This window comes from Pseudobacteriovorax antillogorgiicola (genome assembly GCF_900177345.1).
GTDB classification, from domain to species: domain Bacteria; phylum Bdellovibrionota_B; class Oligoflexia; order Oligoflexales; family Oligoflexaceae; genus Pseudobacteriovorax; species Pseudobacteriovorax antillogorgiicola.
This window is the reverse complement of the sequence record NZ_FWZT01000009.1, coordinates 26,536-47,989: the sequence shown is the minus strand read 5'-3', so window position 1 is coordinate 47,989 and position 21,454 is coordinate 26,536. Positions and strand designations below refer to the sequence as shown.

The window sequence follows — 21,454 nt, the reverse complement described above, 5'->3', positions numbered from 1 at the left end:
TCTAGCTCTTAGAACCGACTGCATCTAAATCAGTAACAAACTCTCTATCGCTCAATAAGGTGTAGTCGCTATCCAAGATAGAACTGACAAAGCTAAAGCGAGCACTCACCTTTTCCGGGCTAAAGGTAAGTGTTAGAAAGCCTCGATCCTTGCTGTTGCAATATTGTAGTCCTTCAACCAATGCTACCAATTGGGCTTCTGTTTGAGGAATGGCTGCATCTGGAATTCCTAGATAAGACTCCAAGCCAGGTGACGTCACAGAAGAGGTCGCAAACTCCATGCCGCATAGGTCACCCTCTAGACTCTTCAGCTGATTTGCCCAAGCATTATGGGTGTCACCTGCAAGAACGATAAGGTTAGCGCCTGACTCTTTTGCTGTATTCAAGATCAGTTGCCGCTCGGCATCAAAGGCATCCCAAGCATCAAGGTTGTAAGGAAGTCTGGGAATCGCAAGCAAGGCCTGATTGTCTTGCAGAAACTTTAGCTCCTCTGCGGTAAGAGTGTCTCCAGCAGCAGCTCGTTGGGCTAGGGTCGCTAGTCGCGCAAAGTCAGCAATGCTGATCTGCTGGGTTGCTACCGCTCCAGGTAGATACATCCGCCCCATGAGGACTTGCTGCCCTAATACCTGCCAGGTCGCCTTGTTACGCTTTAACTTGCCCAGCAACCAATCCCGTTGCTCAGCACCGAGAAGGGTTCGCTCAGGATCTGCGATCGCTTGTAGTGCTGCAGCAAAGTCTAAGCCTTCCTCTCCCACAAAGTTTCCATATTCCAGGGGCTCATCACGACCGATGATGCGGGTATCAAGCATATGAAGGTCGACAAGGTTACCAAACGCGAAGGAGCGGTAGATCGTCTCGTTATCTTCTGCTGATGCAGGACGAATCGGCATCCACTCAGCATAGGCTTGTAGGGCCGCCAGCTTTCGAACTGAGAACTCGCCTTCGTCCTCTTGATGATTTTCTGCACCGTTTCGCCAGGCATCGTTGGCAACTTCATGATCATCCCAAACAACGATGAAGGGATGAGCTTGATGCACCGCCTGGAGATCCCGATCACTGCGATATTGCTGGTAACGTTGGCGATAATCGTCTAACTTTAGCAGCTCAAGCTCAGGCTGTGACTCTCTCCCTAGTTCAGGTGCATTCTCAGAAGCGTAGCCACCTCGTTGGTACTCGTAGATATAGTCACCGAGATGCAAGATGGCATCTAGATCATCCTGTTTTGCAAGTTCACGATACACATAGAATCGTCCAGCAGGATAGTTACTACAAGATACTGCTGCAAGTTTCACCTGGCTCACACTGCCAACTGGAAGGGTTTTAGTTCGTCCAGCGGGAGACAAGGTATCGCTACTTCGGAATCGATAAAAGTAACTTGTCGCTGGTGATAGCCCACCGACATCAACTTTAACAGTATAATCACGATCTCTATTGGTATCGAAAACACCAGCTACAACAATATTCTGAAAGTTTTGATCAGTAGCCACTTCAAAAGCAACCGTATAGGCTTCGGCCGTTGCAGGATCATCAGGAGTTACGCGAGTCCAGAGAATGACACGATCGGCAAGTGGGTCGCCACTAGCAACCCCATCCTTAAATCGGATTCCGTCATCCAAAACATCATCGCAAGCAGAGATCCCTGATGCGAAAACGGCGGCACCGAATCCCAGGGCTGAAAGCTTAAAAAAATCACGGCGGGTGTTAAAAACCGACATTGGCTTGGCTCCTTCTCGAATGGGCTTAGAGGCTGCCTTTTAGATCCAATCTCCGCGCTGTACCTCGATCGAAGACTTCATTTGGAACATCCAAAATCCGCCTGGTATCGTCATTTAGCCTTGATCTTAAACTCTTCAGACAGCCTCGTAGTATGTCTTCTATTGAATGCTTCGAGTGCTATAGCCGGTTTATAGTTGGGAATCAAGTCCCATAATAGATCTTAAAAACTCTTATAGTCTGTGATTCACAGAATATAAATTTTCCCATAAATTATTGCCAAGGAAATTAATCTTTATCGTCAGAAAGAAGTACCTCAAGCATTTTATCATCGATATTCGCTACAGACTGAACTACGTAGTCTGGCTTGTAGGCAAACTTTCGAAGGTCCATCTCTTGAGTCCCCCCACTAAGGACCAAGATCCCGGTATACCCTAATTGCACCGCACCGAGGATATCAGTTTCCATCGTATCGCCTATCATAATGGTTTCCCCAGATCGCAGATCCAGTTGCTTACGGGCCTCACGGAAGATCACGGGGCTAGGCTTGCCAGGACTAAAGGCTTTGAATCCCGTCGCCTCCTCAATCGTGCGGACATAGGCGCCACAGCCAGGGCGCACACCACCATCCTGAGTCGGGCAGCTCGGATCGAGATTTGTAGCAATGAGTCGCGCTCCATCGGCGACCATCTGTACAGCCTTCTCCATATTTTCAAGAGTCATGGTTCGCCCCTCACCGATCACAACATAATCTGGATTGGAATCAACCACAGCGTAGCCCTCGCCATTGAGAGCAGTCAGTAACCCACCTTCGCCAATCACATAGGCAGTGCCTTGAGGGTTTTGATGGGCAAGGTAGGATGCTGTCGCCATGGCACTTGTGTAGACATGCTCAGCACTCACCTTAAATCCGAGTCGCTGCAGGCGTGTCGCTATATCAATAGGAGTACGCTGGCTATTATTGGTAAGAAACATAAAGGGAATCTTACGCTCCACAAGGCGATCTATGAATTCCACTGCACCAGCAATGAGTTCACTACCCCGGTAGACCACACCATCCATATCTATAAGAAAACCTTTGTTCATCATAACCTCACTCAAAAAACGGCATCCGATTTCGCTTCGGATGGCCTGATCATTTGCTATTCTTCATATTCCAATCTGGAGCCTCAAGACTCATCATCATTCTAGGGGAAGCTCATTGCCATGGGAACCCGCAATCCTGCACGGTCTGGCCTTTTCGCAGGACTCTGGAGAATCGAGATGGAAGGATATTATCGCAAGGCACGCTTGAATAGCGCAGTAAAGTCTTCTAACAAAGCGTAGGCGCAGGGAACCCAGATAAGAGTAAGAATAGTGCCAGTCACCAAGCCCCAAGCCATGGCCAAGGTCATTGGCATTAAGATGAGATCTGCCCCACCCCAGCCATAAGCTGTCGGCAGGAGCCCACTGATTGTGGTTAAAGATGTCACCATGACTGCCTTTAGGCGTAGCCCACTGGCCTTAACTAGTACATCATGGAGTCGCTCTCCACTTTCATCCCGCAGCTCGTCAATAAAGCTGATAAGAACAATACCCGAGTTTACGATTATCCCTGCCAAACCAATGATGCCAATCATTGCCAGAAAGCTTACGGGCTTATCATGGATTAGAAAAGCGATTGAAACGCCAGTAATCCCTAATGGGATGGTGGACATGATAATCAATGGCCTTAGATAAGAGCTGAAAAGGAACACCAAGACCCCAAAAATCCCCAGAATCGCAAGACCTAGGGCTTGGGCTAAACTCTGCATGGATTCTCGGGTGCTTTCTTCCTCGCCACCAATGGCAAGACTCACTTCGGGATATTTTTGATTTAACTCTTGGAATATAGCAATAGCCCGCTTGTTTGCTTCACCACTGGTGGTGAGAGCTGCATCGATATCCGCTGTTAGGGTTTTCGATCGTTGATAGTCATAGCGCTTGATCACAAGAGAGCCACTCTTTTTCTTTAATTGAGCAAGATTAGAAAGTCTGATTAAATTGCCTCGACGATCCATAATCTTGATGTTTTCCAGATTCCGAATCGAACTCTTATCAGAATCTCGAAGGCGAAGGCGAATATTGAACTTTTTGTTTTTCAAGTTAAGCTCAGAAATAACACGCCCATCGAGGAGATCCTTAATGGTAGACCCAATCTGCCCAACACTGAGCCCTAGTCTCTGTATTTTTGAATGATTCAAAAGCACTTCCACCTCGTCGTCCCCATAGGTGTCGTTGATTTCAGGATTTTCGACTCCGTCCAGCTTTTTCACTTTTTCCAGCAGTTTATAGCTCAAGGCCTGGAGCTGCTCTGAGTTATGAGAACGAAGAGTTAAGTTTACAGGAGCTCCAACAGGCGGCCCATTAATCACGGTATTATAGGTAACCGAATCGAGATAGCTAGTATCGATGGCTCTCATCTTTTCTAGTGCATCAGTGTAGTAAAGAGAAAAAGATGCTTCTTGGGTGACATAAATTTTTAGGATACCGACGTTGTCACCTTCTTTTGACTTAGGATCAGAGATATCCTGCTCAGACTTTCCAGAAACAGCCACAATATACTCGACATCGTCACCTAGGGCCTCTTTGATCTGCTTCGACAGGCGTTCTGACGCCTTCTGGCTGGCTTCAAGAGTGGTGCCTTTTTTCATCTCGAAACGAGCCGTATAGATCTCTGTTTGTTCTGAGGGAAAGAGAATAAACTTGTTCACTCCGAATAGCAGGTAACCAGAGCCGAAGAGAACAAAGCTAAAACCGATTGCCACCAGATACCGTTTGCGGATCATGACATCCATGAAGGACTCAAACTTCTTCACCATGATTTTAAACCAATCAGAGTCCTTGTTTTTCTTGGCTGGCTTCGAGTCTACAGCCCGCAAGCGCATGGGCAAAAGAAAGAAGCTTTCTATCAAACTGCCAATTAGAGAAAGAGTCACAATGATTGGAATATAGCGAATAAACTGCCCCAACACGCCCTTGGTAACCAACATGGGTAGAAAACCAGCAATGGTCGTCATAGCTGTACAGGTGATCGGTAGCCAAAACTGATGAGCAGCCTTCAATGCCGCAGCGTGGGACTCAAGCCCATCCTCCCTGAGCCTCACATAGTTTTCTGCAATGACTACGGAGTTATCAACTAGCATGCCGAGCGCGATGACAAGTGCACAGATGGTAATGACGTTAAGGTTCATCTCCAGGATCGGCATAACACCAAAGGTCGCGATAAGTGCCAGCGGTAGGGATAAGGATGCTACGATACCCACTTTTCCTGGCAGGAAAATCAACATAAAGACAATAACTAGGGCTAAACCAATATAGGCATTTGAGATGAGAACTTCAGTCCGGTTCTTAACTTTCTCAGCCTCATTAAAGTAAACTTTAACCTCTAGACCCTCAGGGACTGCAACCGACTCAAGAAGCTCCTCGATATGTCCAACAAGAGCAATGGTGTCAGCTCCGCCGCGCTTGGTGACAACTAGTAAGGTTGCTGCTTGACCATTGACTGAAGTCAAGCGCACCGCATCCTCCTGCCCATCATAGACTTCAGCAACGTCCCCCAGGAGCACCTGCTTCCCAGAGTAATTGGTTCGAATGGGGGTCGCTAGTAGCTCATCGACATTATCAGTTTTGCCATCTAGCCTGACAAGAAGCTGCTCCTTGTCACCGACCAAGTCTCCCGCAGGAATACTCAAGTTTCGAGCACTCAAGGTTTGAATGACTTCGTCAGCACCCACATGAAACTTGTTCAGCTTGCGTTGGTTAAGGTAGATTGAAAACTCTCGTTCTCGATAGCCATTAAGCTCTACCTTCAAGACACCTTTTAGATCCTCAACGGCCTCTTTCAAATAATCCGCAAAACGATCACGCTTGCGGTTCTGGTTATCGCCCACAACACCGATTTCTAGGGCAGGAAATTCTTCAGATTTGACTTCAACATACTTTGGTGCAGGTATACCGGGAGGAAGGTCTGAGACGCTTTTTACAGCACTCTCAATGTCATCCATCACCGTTGCCACATCATAGTTATCAATATCTGCCTTGATCACGATCCGGCTTAGCCCAATCTGGCTAACAGATTTAACTTCCTTAAGGCCCCTTACCTTGCGGACTTCTTCTTCTATAGGTTTGGTAACATCGGCCTCGACATCTTCTGGTGCTGCCCCTGGATAGGGTGTCACCACAATGGCAACCCCAAGATCAACAGTGGGGTAAGACTCGCTGTTAAGACTTAAAATGCCACGAAGGCCAATCATCGTGATCATCACCATGATAATAACGGTGAATTTATGGTTTTTGAGAAAGAAATGGATCAGAGCCTTCATCATGACTTCCTATTAAAAGAACAGGGCGCTTGATTAAATATGGAATAGTAAGTCAGCATTTCAAGAATCAAACGCTCTTCTAGGCCCAAGACTTGGAGCTTGGAGTTGAGCAAAGTATTCTGGCTAGAAATATAGTCAAATACCGAAATTCGCCCCTGGCGGAACTTGCGTTCGGTAGTTTTGAATGCATCTTCCTGATCCCGAATGCTTTTGTGGTAAAGATCCACAGCCTCAGCCAATGGAGCGAAGTTCTTTTGTAAATTAGAGTGAGACGCCTTAAATTCGGCAGCAAGCCTCACTCTCAGGATCGAGGCATTCATCTTTTCATTGCGGACAAGTTGCTTCTCTGTATCGTCTAGTCCCAACGGAACACTTACACTGAGGACAGCCTCATAAGCGCTTTTTTCAAGGGCGAAAGGCTGCCCTGCCGCCTCCGACCACTCTTCATCAAGCCCAAACCCTCGCCCAACAAAACTTAGTTTTACATCTGGATCATCGTAGCTATCAAGCTCTTCTGATTTAAGGCGCAGCTCGTCATCCACAGCGCGAATGAGTTCATCATATTCCGTATAATCATAGGGGATTGATGTCATGCGGCCAATCGCTCTTGAGCAATTGACCGATTCAGCTACAGCACGCCGGACTCCCACGTAGTTATCTCGAACTCTTATAGTGTAGGTTTGTAACGTTGGCACAAGAACCTTCAAATCACGTTCTAAGAAATTTCGATCGATGGTTGATTTTCGAAAGTTTGCCTCTGCACTAGATAGATTAGCCGCCATTTCAGCAACAGCACCGTCATCGGCGATACTATCTGCCTCGCGACGTTTCATATTGCGATAGCCACGCCTAGCAGTAGCTACGAGGTTCTTAAAGATCTGTATCCGGCGATCTTGAGCAACCAGACGCCAGTAAAGTGCTCGCATGTGATTATGGAGCTTCTTGAGTTCAAGCTTCTTATTGAGCTTAGATTTGTCGATCATGGCCTTAATATGCCTGACTTTGGTGCTATCGAGGGAACCCAAAAGGTTCTTCCAAAGATCCATCTCGAAAGTCAAAGCCAGTGAAGGTAAATAGAACTTTTTTAAACCGTACTCAGGGCCAAAAAAGGCACTGAATTTTTCGTAGCGATAAATATAGGCTAAACCACCAGAAACACCATAAGGCAAGGTCTGCTGCACGCCGATCTGCTGCTGCTTCACCCAGATTGACTCTCTGGGATCGTCTGACTCGCTCAAAGTAGTTTCAGCGCCAATCCCTAAAACGTATTGATCATTGAATTGTGATAGCGCTGTAGTTGCCTTGTGGTGATTTAGATTCACTTGATCATACTGAGGAACACCATCCTTGAGATACGACTTTAGCACCTCTTCAGAAAGTTCAATCGGTCGAGCTTGTACCCCGTTGGGGGCGTCTATTAAGAAGAAAGCCGCTAAGATTGCTGTGAGCAATCGCAGTTTGACATCCATAGGATCAAATCCATTGATAACAACAGTTTTACAAGAGACATGCGGGATAGAACTCCGCCTAGCTTGTCTCCCAAGACAGCTAGAGAGCCTACGCCCTAATTATAAGGCATAGGGCTAGGCAAATACGTTCCTAATCGGCGAGATAGATGAGTTTAGGATAGAGGCGCGCTTGAAGCCTGCTTGGACTCAAGAAAGCTTTCGGATACGGCGTCTTCAAGAACAGCTCGCCCGACCTTAAGGCCGTCGAGTGCTGCGCTGACGATGCCTCCAGCAAATCCAGCACCCTCTCCTGTAGGGAAGATACCAGGGTGGCTTTGTGATTGAAGGCTTTTGTCGCGCATCATAACAATTGGAGAGGAAGTTTTGGTTTCCACTCCGGCTACGATCGCTTCATGGCTGATATAGCCTCGCATTTTTTTATTGTATTCAAAAAGAGCACCTTGCAGGGCTTCCACAACAAAGTCTGGCAAAACCTTGTCTAACCGCGCGGGAGTGACCCCAGGTTTATAGGTAGACTTGAGTTCACCCTTGCTAGCACGACCTTTCAAAAAGTCTCCAAGACGCTGGGCGGGGGTAAAATAGTTTCCGCCCCCTGCCTGGAAAGCCTTGCGCTCGATCGATTCTTGGAACCTCATGCCATCAAGAACGTGGCCCTTAAAAAAATCTTCCCGATTGATATTCACAACCACAGCAGCATTGGCAAAGCCACTATTTCGCGCATGGTAGCTCATTCCGTTGATAGCAAGGTGCTCCGCTTGGGCGTTGGTCGGCAAAAGTTGCCCACCAGGACACATGCAAAAAGTCCAGATCCCTCGCTCTCCGGCCCGAGCTGCTAACTTGTACTCCGCTGCCGGTAGGAGGCTGCAAGATCCAAATTGGATCTGATCAATCACTTCTTGGGGATGCTCGAATCGCGCGCCGATGGCAAAGGGCTTGGGGCCAATAGCTAAACCTTGATCCAACAAAAGCTGGTAGGTATCGCGGGCTGAGTGACCAATGGCAATGATCAGGTGATCGGTTTCCAACACTTCACCACCATCAAGCAAAACTTCGTAGCGGCTTGATTTTCCCGGACGGAAGCCTTTAAAAATAGTATTGAAACGAAACTCTGTACCGGCTTGCTTCAGGTAATCCCGCATGCGCTTGGCTATCACCATCAGAAAATCTGTACCAATATGAGGATGGGCATCATATAGGATCTCTTCAGGAGCACCAAATCGGACCCACTCTTGAAAGAGATATTTAATCAGAGGATGATTTCGTCCACAGGTTAGTTTACCGTCTGAGAACGTTCCGGCACCGCCTTCGCCAAAGCAGTAGTTGCTACGCTCTGAAAACTCTCCAGTTCGTCGCAAACGGTTTACAGTACGGAGGCGATCTTCAACGGGTTCACCACGTTCGATGACAAGGCTCTGTTGCCCCGCTTCAGCAAGCACATGGGCAGCAAAAATCCCCGCTGGTCCTGTACCGATGATTATAGGTTTGCGCTTCATGGATTTGCCTTTGAGTGGCAAACCCTCAAGAGGATCGTAGAGCTTGGCATCGGGGATGGGAGTTACGGTACTACTGTGGTGGTTCAAGAGATGCTGCTCATTGGCAATCTTTGCCTCTACTTGATAGTGATAGACGATCCGGCGCTTGCGACGAGCATCTAGAGACTTTTTCTTAATGCGGAAGCCGTGAATATCACTTGGCTTGAGCCCGTACTCTTGAACAAGAGCCTGGGTAATATGTTGATCTGGGTCTTTATCGACGACAGGAACGGTGAGCTGTTTGATAAGAACGGCCATGTAAATCCCCAATTTTAGGTTCGGATGCGAAGGCAACTAGAGGACGGAGATTACATGATTTTTTGGCGTATTTCCATTAAAAAATTTATCTATTATTCCTTATATTTACAACTAGTTATCAGCTAGAAGTGATCCAGAATGAACTCTACTGTCTCTTTGACAGCTTTGCTGCGGACCAGGTCGCCATCATTGTAAACTTCATGAAACGCCGAGGGAAATACGATCTTAAAGCAATTCTTGGCATTTTTACAGACCATATCCTGCCCCTCAGTATCCACATAAAAGTCATCTCCTGCTTGTAACATCAAAACCGGGACTGTGATCAGATGAGCATTGCGCTTCATATACCAGGTAGCTTCGAGGCTGGATCGTAGCCAGGAGAAGCTAGCGCCGTTGGTGATCGTCTCAGGATTCTGTGCTTTATAGTTTACCGTTTTCCAGTAGCGAGTCTCACTTCGGGTAGAGATATTCACGACATCTTCTTTAACAAACGGTCCATGGCCGGGAAGAAAACTATCTCCCTGCCCCATAAGTTCCATCACACGGGCAATCAGCCAAGCCACCCACTCTGGATAAGGCGCAGTTTTTATGTCAAGCATAGGCGACGAGAACACCACCTTATCCAGAATAGACTTGCCCTTACTAAGATAGATCGAGGTGATGTTTGCTCCCATAGAATGGGCAATCCCTACAATCCGCCGGCCTTCAGCTCGGGGCTTGACAACAGTTTTGAGAAAGGTATCCAGGTCAATCACGTACTCTTCGTAGGTAGTCACATGGGTTCGTTCAGGGTGAGACGAAATTCGTTCTGAATAGCCCTGCCCTCGCCACTCTAGAAGATGGATGTTGAACTTGAATTGATAGAGGTCAAAGATCAGTTCGGCATACTTTTGCCCGGCTTCCGTCCAGCCTGGGAGTATCACAACGTCTGCCACGGGCTCAGGATGCTGATAGAACACATGGCTGATGGTAATCCCATCGGGAGTCTGAAACTTGCCCCACTCCGCTTGCGACTTAAAAAATGGCATAACTTCTTGCTGGTAAACCTGATCGTAATTCACCTCAGAAATTGCCGATGCTAAACTGGATGATAGCATTAAAATAAAGATTGTAAGCCTTTGCATAGCGGACCTCCTATTGCCTTATGTCATTATACACAGGTCTGCAAGACCAAGCCAAAAAAACACATAAATGACTTTGGTTTGCTGGTCTTCCCGTGTTTTGCTATGGATGAGCCTAGTTATCTTAGTCATTAGAAAGTGAGCCCTACCTTGACCAAACTCCACTCCCTTGCCAAAAGATTGTTAGGTCCTCCAGCGCCTGTCTCGGTGCCACGAAACTATTATAAGGACCTTAGTTACCAACTGCTGCTTGGTTCCTCGCAACCGCTCCTGGGAGCCATTGCCGTTATTATCATCAAGCAAGTTTTAGATGGCAGCAATCAACAAGTCGCACTCATTCAAGCCGGTTCTATGGCTGGGCTTTTGCTATCATTGCCTTACACTAAATACCTTTCCACTTCTCTTCCACAGAAGGACTACGCCCTGCCACAGGTTTTAGCTTGGATCGCCATGATCTTAGCTGGCTTTGCTGGAGATGCTCTCTGGTTTTCACTTTTGGTCTTTCTTGCTTTGGCTTTGTTTCATATCAGTAGCCCCTGCCAGGGTGTTTTATACCAGCAGATCTACGAGCCTCAGGTGCGTGGTACTTTGGTCGGTCGGATCAAGCAATGGCAATTATTTCTAGTCATGGGCTTATCGTGGCTTTTAGGTCATTTAATAGACGTCAGCCCCGAATCATATCACCCCGCCTATGTCTTGGCTGGAATCTTAGGCTTCATCACCTGCTTTCTATTTATGTCCATCGATACTGGTTTCGTTAAGGTTCCAAAGATCGAGCGCCCCTCATTTTTGAACTATCTTCAGATTCTTTTCAAGGACCGTAAATTTAGTCTGTTCATGGCCTTTCAGTTTCTTTTAGGAATCGCCAACATTTCAGGAGTAGCTGTGTTTCAGGTTTACATTAATGATAAGGGCTTTTTAGGCCTATCCCCTGATAAAGCCGCTCTACTAGCTGGGGTGCTACCACCCCTTGCAATGTTTCTAAGCATTCGTTTCTGGGGCGGGATCTTCGATCGTATCAACATCGTGCAATATCGTGTCATCACCAGCATTGTGATTGGCTTAGGTTTTATATTTTATCCACTGTTTGGTTTTTGGGGTGCCTTCATTGGCTCGATTATCTGGGGTATTGGCCGAGGTGGAGGCCAGCTTGCTTGGAGCATTGGTATCCTCGATTTTGCCCCTGAGGGCCAGTCCTCGACCTATCTTTCGATCCATACCTTCTTAACGGGAGTCCGCGGAGTGATCGCCCCATTTTTAGGTGTTTGGGCCTTGGAAACCCAATTCGCTCCACAGGAGCTTTTCTGGATGATTGCTACCATCATTTTTCTCAGCGCTGCACTCACAGGCTTACTCGTGCAAGTTCCCACTGAATCGCGACAGTAGCCAACTGTTAGATCACGCTGCTGTATCACCGGTGTTCTGCTTCAAATCTTGTCCAAGATCTCGCAGAACACCGAGAATCAGCCTAAACGCAGCGATGATGGAGGTGTTGGCCTGCGAAATTTCAGGTCCTGTTCTGAGGGCCTTTACATAGGACTGAAGAGTTTTAAAATTAGCCTTGAGATGAGTTCGCAAATCTTCCCAATCATCGTCGCGACACTGGGATATATCCGTGATAATTCCGTTGACCCGTGTAAGGATAATATTCTTCGATGAAGCATACTCACTCGAATGAGGGTCCAGAGGCTTCAAGCATTGCAGCAGACTGTTTTGAAAAGACTGATCACTCAACCGATGAATGCATTCGACCTTTAGGGAATAGCTTTTAGGTAGCCGAGTGGTCTTCGATGAAGTCTTTCTTGCAGCTGCTGGCTTACTCGCTGATTCTGGACTTCCAAGTTCGCTCTTCTTAATAACCACCGCCCGAGGCGGAGCATCCTGTTGGAGACGTTTATAAACACCTAGCCCCAAAACTAGAACACAAAGTAGAAAGCCAAATACCAGAAACATGGCTTTTGAGTCGGCCATGTCACCTGCTTTGTCTGCATTACGTGGATTATCTCTGATTCCCGATTTTGCTGATAAGCTCATGGCAACGTTCGGTTCCAGCTTTTCAGGCGGTGGTTGGCTCATTTTCTCTAAATCTTGCAAAAGGTCTCTAAGATTCAAAACGTAGGCGGCTAACTGCTCTTCATCGAGGGTTTTTTTCGAGTCCTGGCTGTGTTTCATTCCTTTGAGTAAGTTTCTATAAAGAGATTGGAAGTGCGTGCCCTGGGCTAGGCGGATAGACTCATCATAAGATCCGTCTTTACGATGAGTTAGGTACTGCTCAACGGCTTGTTGGTAAGGTTTAAAACCAACACCCTGGGGATAACCCGCAAGGATTTTTTTGATCTGACTCCAATTGCCTTCGACACTCCGGCGATCTTTCAATGACCGCACAAAGTCCCCCTTCCACTGGCCCTGAGTTGGATCAACCTCAGAGGTTTTCAGAACTTGACGATGGAAATCCCGCAGCGCGATGATGTCCTTATCATTAGTTTGAGTCGTCATGTCTTGCTTGAGCTGGGCTGTGTGCTGCTCAATGTTCGAGAGGATATTAAATTGCCTCTGGGCGTCAACGGCCAGACTGTAGGGACTTGCCAACAAGAGGCATGCTGTGAGTATCCACCTTAACCGTTTCATATTACTCTGCCATCATCGTCTCTTAGATAGAGCGATGATCGACATTTAAGCTGAAAAGTTAAGCTCTTTTTAATTGATTAATGGGCAGCCAAACCATAGTCAGGTTTCTGACAACGAAAATTACCCAGACCCTGAGCATGTTCGCAGGGCTTGCAGCTTACAGCTCCAAACACCTCTGAATATGTTCCTTCTGGGCAAAGGTAGGTTAGCCGTTCACCCTCGTGAGGAACGTATGCTCCTGGTTGAGCGACAGTGCACTGCTCTGAGCCCGGCTCTTCTGCGTAAGTTCCCGCCGGACATTGCTGACAGGCCCCTAAGCCATCGGCGAAATTGCCCGCTGGACACTCAGCAGCAGCTGCTGACCCAACGAACCAAAGCCATGATTGTAAGATAATGATCGTCGTTTTTTTCATTGTGCTATTCCCCCGCTTATAGTTTTTGCCATGCAAGGGAAATTCCAGATCTAAACAAGCAATTTTCTTATTGCCACAAGGCGAAACTGTGCGTTGCTTGAACAAACTGCCAAAAATCTAGTCGATCAGAAAGTTCTTAAACAGCAGAGACTTCGAGATGATCCCCCAAGTTGTGCTGTAACCTACCCAAGAGTAAAGAACTTTTCCTTTGGCATCCACCAGGTAGTAACTGGGAAAGGCCTCGATCTTCAAGTTTCTGCCGTGGATCCTATCATCACCGAGAAAAACCGGAGCACTTAAGGAAGCTTCGGTAACGAACTGCTTGATAGACTCCTGAGACTCCCAGGACAACGCAAGGGGCTTTACCGTTACCACTCCACCTAAGTCGTTCAAATCTTCGGCGGTCATGCGACAAACACCACACCATGGAGCAAAGGCGTAAACTAAGGTCAGAGGATCTTGACTTTCGATCAAGGGAGAGCTTGCACCATCGAGCCTTGCTAAAGGTTTGAGAAATATGGGGTCTAACTGCCCCGATGGGTGATTTCTAGCCTGAAACCACTCAGCCGCAAAAATAATTGTTAGAAGCCAGAGAATATTGATTCCAAGACGACGCCACCAGATCTTGGACTGCAAACTTTCTTTAGCTCTCGTAAATATACCCATGTAAACCTCATCATTTGCCCTGTACCATAATGAGTAGCACGAAGAACACGAGGATCCTATGCTACGCCACGTTTTTTTAAAACTGCCTTGGCTGTGCCTTTGCTTAAGCTGTACGACAGTAGCCCCGGTATCCGATCAGGATCAGCCAAGCCCTGATTCCCGAGTTCAAGTACCTGTACAAGAAGAGCCCCCAAACGCAGCTGATGAGCCACCCATGCATTCGTCACAGCCTCCACCGAAAATCGACTGTCGTGTCGATCTTGTGCCTAGTAAGACCGATCCGAAAGGCCAGATCACATGTCGCGTCCTATCTCAGGCTACCGATCAAGGCCCATTTTACTGGCGTATTGTAAATCAAGAGCAAGCATCTGCCGAGGTCAAACTATTGAAGGCTGACGCCGAGGGTTCAATTGTTAAGATCCAGTTTTTGGGAGATTCATCAGCACAAAATCTCGGCGGAATGCGCGATCTTCAACTCGCTGTTGGTCACTCCGAAGCCCCCTCCACCGACGGAATCCTTCTATCAGAGCTCTTGGATCTCGACCCACGAAACTCCAGCGAGCTGGAGGACATGCGCATCGCCTTAATCACCAGCTATAAACCCGAGCTGGATCAACCTCATCGAGATTACAAAAACTACAATCGTACGGGGGTTGATATTATGAACTCCTATCTCGCCGAGTTGCAACTCTTGGCTTTCGGCACCTTGCGCTGGTGCCAAAACATCGAGCTATTCAAGCAAGAAGCCACCTTGTTTCAAAACCCAGCGATGGGAGTTCATCCCGATAACTTGGCCTTGATCAATAAAGCTCGTGGAGATGGCGTAGATCTTCAAGAACAGGCTCACTGTGAGGCCAACACCAAGTTTGAAGATAAGATTATTGTCGAGAAGCTAGGCTATTCTGAATATGAGGTTGAACCTGCCGCTATCCTGATTCATGAAGTTGAGCGTCGTGGCCGTAAGCTAAAAAGCGTAGGATTAAGGGTCGAGATCACCAACTTTCAAAGTCATTGGCTTATGTGTCAGGCTACATTTCAAACCAAGATTCAAAATGGTAACGAAACAAGAATTGGCCCAAAAATCACCATCCCCGAAGCCACCCCCATTTTCCTAACGCCACCCCAAGACAAGAAGCGCAGCCATCGCGAACTTTCTAGTATTCTAGAGGAGTTTCGTGAATTAAAGGATGGTGAAGGCTTTCTTGCTTCGGAGAGTAAAGTTCAGCTCACTTGTTTGCCGTGCAAAGAGCGAGATAAAACTCTATGCTTCACTAGCTTCGAACGGCAAGCATCAGCGCTTCAAGCGAACTAAAACCTTTGGTTGACGGGTATTTGCTTGATCATCAACTACTGTTACATCACGTACCTTGAGTTGCTTGAGAGACCGCATTCTAAGTTTTTTACCTTCACGCTTTCCAGATGCCAAATTTTCAAAATTAAGACTTCCAGTTTCGTTTAAAGTATCGATCGTAAAACTCATCCAGCCTATGGTATAAGGCAAGCGATTTTCAACCGCCACTTCCACCAACCCACTCTTGCTGATAGCTTTTAAATCGACAATTAGGTGGTGGGCATTCGATTTTGCCAGGGCCTTATCGCAAATACAGCTCACCAAAAATAGAAACGCGGCGCCCATGAGCATTCGCTTCAAAATAGTCATCACAGCTCCTTTTCCACATCAACAGCAGCTTACAGGGTAATAGCACCCACAGCCTCTATATACCATTCTGGCATCTTTGCAATAGAAAAGATGTATCCGGCTTAAAATTAAAGACTTTTAGACCCGCGATGGGAGGAGAGGTCGAAATGTGAGGGAGCTGGGCCTGCGAAGGGGCAGGCCTGACGGGGCTTCTTTAGCCCGCTCGTTTCCAGTCATCACGGAACTTCACCGTGAGAATATCGTGGGCTGTACCTAAAAACTCTTCTAAATTGCAAGTTCTGTAGCCTGTTGGCAAGGTGTGCATTTCAGCCTCGCGATTTGCTGACCACACTTTGAATAGTTCGTGGATGCAGATTCTCTCGCCGGTATCGGGAAAACCAACTTTGACGTTCTTGAGGTCCTTGAGGTCAATATGAAGATAACCTAGCTCTTCTCGTTTACCAGCATTTCTATGAATATGCAGTGTACCTACCTTCATAGAAAACGAGCTTGTCTTCATCCGAAGGATGGTGATGAACTGGCTCTGCTGGGTGAGATAGTCTTTGTTTTTATAAAGGGGCTCTGATAATTCGCGATTTCTAAAATAGATACTCACGGAAGTCACTCCCAACTTACCTAAAAATTAATTGAAAAGCTTACTTTTCCTATCGGTGAGCAGTCCTTACAATTTGAGAATTTTTCTAATATCAACGAAATTCTCTTAATTATGCAGTCATTTCAATTATTTTCACCTAAAACCCCTGCTGCTTCGAAAGCCATAATTTATTTGATGGATTTAAAGATCCTCATAAGCCACTAATTTTTAAACTGTAAACAGGTTTTCGGCAATTAGACTCAAGTTTGACTTTGGCAATGCCGATCTTGCCTACGAAGGGGACTACGCATGAGACACAAGCTCACACGCTTTATATCTACATTTGCCATTCTATATTTGATTGGTAATGTATTTATTTGTTCTCTACCCCGTTGCGGATTTATTTTTTCCGCTGCAAATACAATCAGCCAGCACATTGCGAGCTTCGCCCACGAGAGCAGCTGCCACCACGTCGAACCTTCTGACGAGCACAAGACTCCTGGCCCAATGATTTCTAATAAGCGCTTTTGTGAGTGTGAACTGCTGAACTTTGTGATGACAGTTCCGAAGGACTCCATTCGCTCTATTGATCAAAAACAAGTGACCAAGCCATTGGTCTACCAGTCTTCCTATGCTCGTACCATCCCAACTGTTCACTTGGAGTTAGATACTCCACCACCACGTTTCGCCTAATTTTTCCGTGCTTTTTAAATGGTGTTCGAAAGCTTTAGTTTTGCCATTTCCGATAACTTAGATGCCTCTGCATGCCAAGCTCGGCTAGGGGTCACATGAGTTTTCCTAAAGCAATCAGGACTTTCGAATACCAAGTAGACTTAATCTTAGCTTTATCCAGTGCTTTAAGATTTGCAGATCAGATTTTTGCTCTGTCTGGCACAAGTGCGTCTGAAACGCGATAAAAGAACATATATCACTCAACTACAACACTAGGGATAGACAATGAAAATAATTACTTTACTTATGACAGCTCTACTATTCACAGCTTGCAACGAAAGTTCTGATGACAACAGCATGGGCGATGGTGCTCAGATGGATCATGACCACAGTGCTCACGACCATGGCGATCACAATATGGAAGGCGGCGAGCTTTCCGATCAAGTTGCTTCATTAAGTTCTGGATACCAGGCAAAGGGTGCTTGGCAATCGGAAACTCTTGTTGCTGGGGATCAGACCCACGAGCTCATGGTTAGCTTTTTTGATAGTGAAGGAGCTATGCTTCACAACGTAACAATCACCGAGGTCACTCCATGGATGCAGGTTCACGGCCATGGCTCAAACGATGATGAGTTGATGTTTCAGCAGCACGACGACATGGGTCAGATGTGGATGATCATGGGTATCAAGTTTTCCATGGCCGGTAGTGCTGGAGACTGGATCATCAAAGTCAAGTTCACTGTCGATGGCACTGAAGATGAAGTTCATCTCCCCGTTATCCAGGATGTGACTCAGTGATTCCACTAGTGCGACTCATCATTGGCCTTGGGATCGGTTTGCTAGCCTACCAGCAGAGTTTGGCATGCTCCAGTTGTGGCAGTGGTGCAGCCGATCCGATCATCTTGTTTCCTAATGAAAACTATAAGTTTTACTTAGGACTCAGCGATCAGCGAGGCTTCAGAGATTATAATGCGGATGGCGAGCTGGTTGATAGCTTTGGTCCCGATGTGAAGCAACGCCTGACACTGTCGGGAGGGTTAAGGCTAAGCGCAGCAATGACCCTTAGCCTAACCAGTGGCTGGCAGCGTAATACCAAGGGGAATCGAGAGGACTCCGGCCAAACAGACCCATTATTCGCATGGCGCTACAACATCATTTCCCAAAGTTTTACCTCGCCCCTAAGGCCCCAGGTCCAGGTCGTTGCGAGCCACAAACTGGCGGTCGGGCGTTCTATTCATGACAGTTCGGCGCTGAACATGATCGACGTCTTCGGCAGTGGTTTTAAAGAAAGCAGTGCTGGGGTGGATCTTTGGTTTGGTAACTTGCCCTTTAAGTTTGGAGGCACTGTGCTCTACACTCATGTTCATGATGCAAGGCATAACGACACCCAACTACAGCCTGGGGCTCGCTGGACTCGGATCTTGACATTGGGTACTGTTGCGTGGAATACCAAGTTCATTGGGGGATTGATCGCCATGGATCAAGGGGGAATCAAGGATGACGGTCAACGAGTGGCTCGCAGCGATCGCTACCAACGAGACCTGTTCGTCACAATCGAAACCCTTAGTCTACCATGGGGCAATCTTCGCTTGAATCTAGTCCGCCAGGGAATGTTTGAGCCGGGAAAAAATAGTATCCAAGCTCAGTCTTTAACCATATCATATATGAGGGGCTTTCTTTGAGATTTATTCTGGCTTTAACGATAAGTCTTATTTCTGGATCAAGCTATGGTGCAGACTGCCAGCCGTTTCAAAAATCCGTGCACGAGAAGGCTGTTGCAGGTGCTAAGTCGATTGTTTTTTTTGCATCATGGTGCAGTTCCTGCCTTGAGTCAATTCGAAAGTCAGACCCGAAGAAAAGCCTCTACGTAGCTATCTATGACGAAAAATCCAGCGCCCAGGAGGCGTTGGATTTCGCTCTAGGTGATAAGATTAGTTCAGCTAGCTGTGTTTGGGACGTTGAGCAAGTACTCGGCAAGCGGTTTGGCGCTAAGAGCCTGCCTTTTGTTTTTAAGAAGTCCCCAGGAGTCAACACCCCCTAGTTTCGGTCCTACATCAAATCCCATCGCAAGTTTTATTGCTATATTTGAAGACATCGCCCTACATCCCCCAACCTGATGAAGATGGTGGCACCATAAATAGTAGTGTGCTCTCAAAAAGACAATATGCTAACATTGCCGTAAAGTGATTCAAAAGTTGAGGTAAAAATGAGAGTTTTTATTACTATTTTTGCCAGCCTCTCTTTCTCGATGGGGCCTACGGAAATAGTGCTGGCTACTGAGACCGACAGCTTAATGGATGCCTATTACAAGCAGAAAGTGGCCCTAAAAAAAGAAGCTGATGCAGTGCTTAAGAGCTTGCAATCCGGAGACTGGAGCATCATTATCGATCATCTTGAAAAAGTCAATCGCAGGTATCCTAAGGGCCTTGAGCGCACTGACAAATCCACTCCTCGTGGGCAAAACTTCGACACAATGGATACTGAGTGGCGAGCGTGGAGCGAATCCTTTAGAAACCCAAAAGGTAAGAAGTCTAAGGGCAAGACCCCAGACTGGATTAAACAAGTCCTAGATAATGATTGCTCAAAGTATCTCGCTCAAAAGACTAAAAATAAATCCAATGTAGCAGAAATCTTCGTAATGGATCGCCTAGGTGGGACCAGCTGTACAATTGAACCCACGTCAGACTTTGATCAGGGGGATGAAGCTAAGTTTCAAATTCCTCGATCGACACGCAAGGTTCATCAGGGAGAATTGAAGAAGGACAAAAGCTCGAATAGTGTGTCTATACAGGTGAGTTATCCAATTGTAGAAAAAGGTCAATTTGTTGGTGCTGTCACAATTGGTTTAACGTTAGACTAAGCTCTCGATGTCATGAAGTCGTGCAAAGGCTTTCCTCAAAACTACTCATTGATCCATACTTGAGCCAAGAGGCTCAAGTTTCTGAGTCTTCAATTGTAGTGGCCTAGGCGAGGCTTGCTCTGATACTATTGAATAGCATCATAGTTAGGCGAAACTTTCGACTTAGCATTCCACTATACGTTTTAATCACCATGGGAATGAACAACTTCAAATCCCCCATAGATTAACCTCTTACCATCAAACGGCATTGGGTTATTCTCCGGTGTCATTGCAGGGTCCTCCACAAATTTCTTCATCCCCTCGTCTCTAATAGCCTTTGAAGGCCAGGTAATCCATGAGAAGACGATCACCTCGTCATCTTTCTTTTGCACCGCTAATGGCATCGAGGTGACTTTGCCGTCAGGGACATCATCACCCCAGCAGTCAACCACTGAGAGAGCACCGCAGTTCATGAGAACCTCGGTACAGGCCTTAGAGTGTTCAATAAACTTATCTCTATTTTCTTTTGGTACAGCTGCCAAGAATCCATCGACGTATTTCATTGGTTTTCCTTTCGATTTACAGAAATCGTTGAAACGTCCTGCGTGTTGAGACCCTTCATATGGAGAAGCCCCTCTAACACTAAGATCTGGAGTCAATACAGTCTCGCACAGAAACGAATCGATAACCAGCTGACCGTACATTTTTGATCAGCGTCTCCAGCGCACCCAAAGTCGAAGAGCTACGATCGTGATTCAGATCTAGAATCGACCGATTCCCCAACCTAGAAGATTCCTGTAAGTCCAGATGTTGATTGAGGCGGTCAATCACTCGTACTGAACCAATGTCTTGCCAGTCATAGCGATCTGAATTCCAAATCACAGCCGTGTAACCTGCATCTCTCAAGGTTTCCCCCACCGTATCATCAATCTCTCCGTAGGGCGGTCGATAAAAGTAGCTTTCCTCACCGCTATATCCGAAAGGTCCTAGAATATCCTGAATGACAGCTCTGGTTTGATCGAGCTGCTCCAAGGCTTGTTCGGGACTTAGAGAAATTAAGCTTGGGTGTGACATGGTATGATTCGCAATCATATGCCCTTCTTGGAAGGCCCGTTGCAATAAGGATTTTTGCTGAGTCGATTGGAGATGGTTTCCTAAGACGAAAAAGGTCGCAGGAATTTTATACGTGCGAAGAATATCGAGAACCTTCGGAGCTAGGTGACTTGGCCCATCGTCAAAGGTAAGCGCATACTGATCGTTTGCCTGACAGTGGAAGTGGGCTCCTTTAAAACGTACAAAAGTTCCACCGTTAACACTGGCGATCGGCTTACTGCGAAATGCTTTGATATCCTCTACGATTTCACAGCTTCCATTCTGACAGTAGGAAAAACTCGGCACATCGGCTTTCAAAGTTTGCCCTTGAAAAGCCATAACCATAGATATCGTCGCACTCCATCGCATCTTTGAGAACTTCATGTCCACTCCTCATCCAAATTATTTGTTGTAGTCTGTGACTTGTACCACGGGAGACGGATAGCTTAAAGTTAGAGATAGATAAAACACTTTA

General features: G+C 46.7%; 20 protein-coding genes. 7 read left to right on the top strand and 13 right to left on the bottom strand.

The genetic code is table 11. The features are described from left to right. Window position 1 precedes the first annotated feature (1 nt). From B9N89_RS13260 to B9N89_RS13235, 6 genes are all read right to left on the bottom strand, one after another. A complete protein-coding gene (locus B9N89_RS13260; RefSeq protein WP_132319438.1) occupies window positions 2–1,714 on the bottom strand; it encodes an alkaline phosphatase D family protein in 1,713 nt (570 codons plus the stop codon). Window positions 1,715–2,000: 286 nt separating this feature from the next. Next, the gene (locus B9N89_RS13255; protein WP_132319536.1) at window positions 2,001–2,798 is read right to left on the bottom strand and encodes an HAD-IIA family hydrolase; all 798 of its coding nucleotides are present in this window, start codon (window positions 2,796–2,798) and stop codon (window positions 2,001–2,003) included. 188 nt (window positions 2,799–2,986) lie between these two features. Continuing rightward, window positions 2,987–6,055 carry an efflux RND transporter permease subunit gene (locus B9N89_RS13250; RefSeq protein ID WP_159455357.1) on the bottom strand — a complete coding sequence of 1,023 codons (3,069 nt, stop codon included), beginning with the start codon at window positions 6,053–6,055 and terminating at the stop codon, window positions 2,987–2,989. Continuing rightward, on the bottom strand, window positions 6,055–7,524 hold the full coding sequence (locus tag B9N89_RS13245; protein WP_132319442.1) for a TolC family protein: 1,470 nt from the start codon (window positions 7,522–7,524) through the stop codon (window positions 6,055–6,057). The genes B9N89_RS13250 and B9N89_RS13245 overlap by 1 nt, the downstream gene beginning before the upstream one ends. 152 nt (window positions 7,525–7,676) lie before the next feature. Then, window positions 7,677–9,314, bottom strand: a complete 1,638-nt coding sequence (locus tag B9N89_RS13240) for an NAD(P)/FAD-dependent oxidoreductase (RefSeq protein WP_132319444.1) — start codon at window positions 9,312–9,314, stop codon at window positions 7,677–7,679. Between the two features lie 122 nt (window positions 9,315–9,436). Continuing rightward, on the bottom strand, window positions 9,437–10,438 hold the full coding sequence (locus tag B9N89_RS13235) for an alpha/beta fold hydrolase (protein WP_132319446.1): 1,002 nt from the start codon (window positions 10,436–10,438) through the stop codon (window positions 9,437–9,439). A gap of 147 nt (window positions 10,439–10,585) precedes the next feature. Between B9N89_RS13235 and B9N89_RS13230 the strand changes: the two genes are divergently transcribed. After that, complete coding sequence (locus B9N89_RS13230) at window positions 10,586–11,821, top strand: MFS transporter (RefSeq protein ID WP_132319448.1); 1,236 nt, start codon at window positions 10,586–10,588, stop codon at window positions 11,819–11,821. A gap of 12 nt (window positions 11,822–11,833) precedes the next feature. Here B9N89_RS13230 and B9N89_RS13225 read toward each other — a convergent pair whose 3' ends face one another. The 3 genes from B9N89_RS13225 to B9N89_RS13215 all read right to left on the bottom strand — a co-directional run bounded on the left by B9N89_RS13225 (window position 11,834) and on the right by B9N89_RS13215 (window position 14,142). After that, window positions 11,834–13,063, bottom strand: coding sequence for a hypothetical protein (locus B9N89_RS13225; protein ID WP_132319450.1), 1,230 nt, complete (start codon window positions 13,061–13,063; stop codon window positions 11,834–11,836). Window positions 13,064–13,140: 77 nt separating this feature from the next. Beyond that, a complete protein-coding gene (locus B9N89_RS13220; RefSeq protein ID WP_132319452.1) occupies window positions 13,141–13,476 on the bottom strand; it encodes a tumor necrosis factor receptor family protein in 336 nt (111 codons plus the stop codon). A 117-nt stretch (window positions 13,477–13,593) separates the two neighbouring features. After that, the gene (locus tag B9N89_RS13215) at window positions 13,594–14,142 is read right to left on the bottom strand and encodes a TlpA family protein disulfide reductase (protein ID WP_132319454.1); all 549 of its coding nucleotides are present in this window, start codon (window positions 14,140–14,142) and stop codon (window positions 13,594–13,596) included. Between the two features lie 58 nt (window positions 14,143–14,200). On the opposite strand from B9N89_RS13215, the gene B9N89_RS13210 reads away from it, so the two are divergent. Then, entirely contained in the window at window positions 14,201–15,454 is a 1,254-nt protein-coding gene (locus B9N89_RS13210) for a hypothetical protein (protein ID WP_132319456.1), read from the top strand. Here B9N89_RS13210 and B9N89_RS13205 read toward each other — a convergent pair. Further along, on the bottom strand, window positions 15,434–15,802 hold the full coding sequence (locus B9N89_RS13205) for a hypothetical protein (RefSeq protein ID WP_132319458.1): 369 nt from the start codon (window positions 15,800–15,802) through the stop codon (window positions 15,434–15,436). The two genes, B9N89_RS13210 and B9N89_RS13205, sit on opposite strands and share 21 nt — an antisense overlap. A gap of 193 nt (window positions 15,803–15,995) precedes the next feature. Then, entirely contained in the window at window positions 15,996–16,397 is a 402-nt protein-coding gene (locus tag B9N89_RS13200; protein WP_132319460.1) for a hypothetical protein, read from the bottom strand. 288 nt (window positions 16,398–16,685) lie between these two features. Between B9N89_RS13200 and B9N89_RS13195 the strand changes: the two genes are divergently transcribed. From B9N89_RS13195 to B9N89_RS13175, 5 genes are all read left to right on the top strand, one after another. Continuing rightward, window positions 16,686–17,069 carry a hypothetical protein gene (locus B9N89_RS13195; RefSeq protein WP_132319462.1) on the top strand — a complete coding sequence of 128 codons (384 nt, stop codon included), beginning with the start codon at window positions 16,686–16,688 and terminating at the stop codon, window positions 17,067–17,069. A gap of 264 nt (window positions 17,070–17,333) precedes the next feature. After that, the gene (locus B9N89_RS13190) at window positions 17,334–17,846 is read left to right on the top strand and encodes a hypothetical protein (protein WP_132319464.1); all 513 of its coding nucleotides are present in this window, start codon (window positions 17,334–17,336) and stop codon (window positions 17,844–17,846) included. Next, on the top strand, window positions 17,843–18,730 hold the full coding sequence (locus tag B9N89_RS13185) for a hypothetical protein (protein ID WP_132319466.1): 888 nt from the start codon (window positions 17,843–17,845) through the stop codon (window positions 18,728–18,730). Before B9N89_RS13190 ends, B9N89_RS13185 begins: the two co-directional genes overlap by 4 nt. After that, window positions 18,727–19,089, top strand: a complete 363-nt coding sequence (locus tag B9N89_RS13180; RefSeq protein WP_132319468.1) for a thioredoxin domain-containing protein — start codon at window positions 18,727–18,729, stop codon at window positions 19,087–19,089. Before B9N89_RS13185 ends, B9N89_RS13180 begins: the two co-directional genes overlap by 4 nt. A 165-nt stretch (window positions 19,090–19,254) precedes the next feature. Continuing rightward, the gene (locus B9N89_RS13175) at window positions 19,255–19,908 is read left to right on the top strand and encodes a PDC sensor domain-containing protein (RefSeq protein WP_132319470.1); all 654 of its coding nucleotides are present in this window, start codon (window positions 19,255–19,257) and stop codon (window positions 19,906–19,908) included. A 182-nt stretch (window positions 19,909–20,090) separates the two neighbouring features. On the opposite strand, the gene B9N89_RS13170 is transcribed toward B9N89_RS13175, so the two are convergent. Further along, entirely contained in the window at window positions 20,091–20,450 is a 360-nt protein-coding gene (locus B9N89_RS13170) for a DUF1428 domain-containing protein (RefSeq protein WP_132319472.1), read from the bottom strand. Between the two features lie 79 nt (window positions 20,451–20,529). After that, window positions 20,530–21,363, bottom strand: a complete 834-nt coding sequence (locus tag B9N89_RS13165) for a polysaccharide deacetylase family protein (RefSeq protein ID WP_132319474.1) — start codon at window positions 21,361–21,363, stop codon at window positions 20,530–20,532. Window positions 21,364–21,454 lie beyond the last annotated feature (91 nt).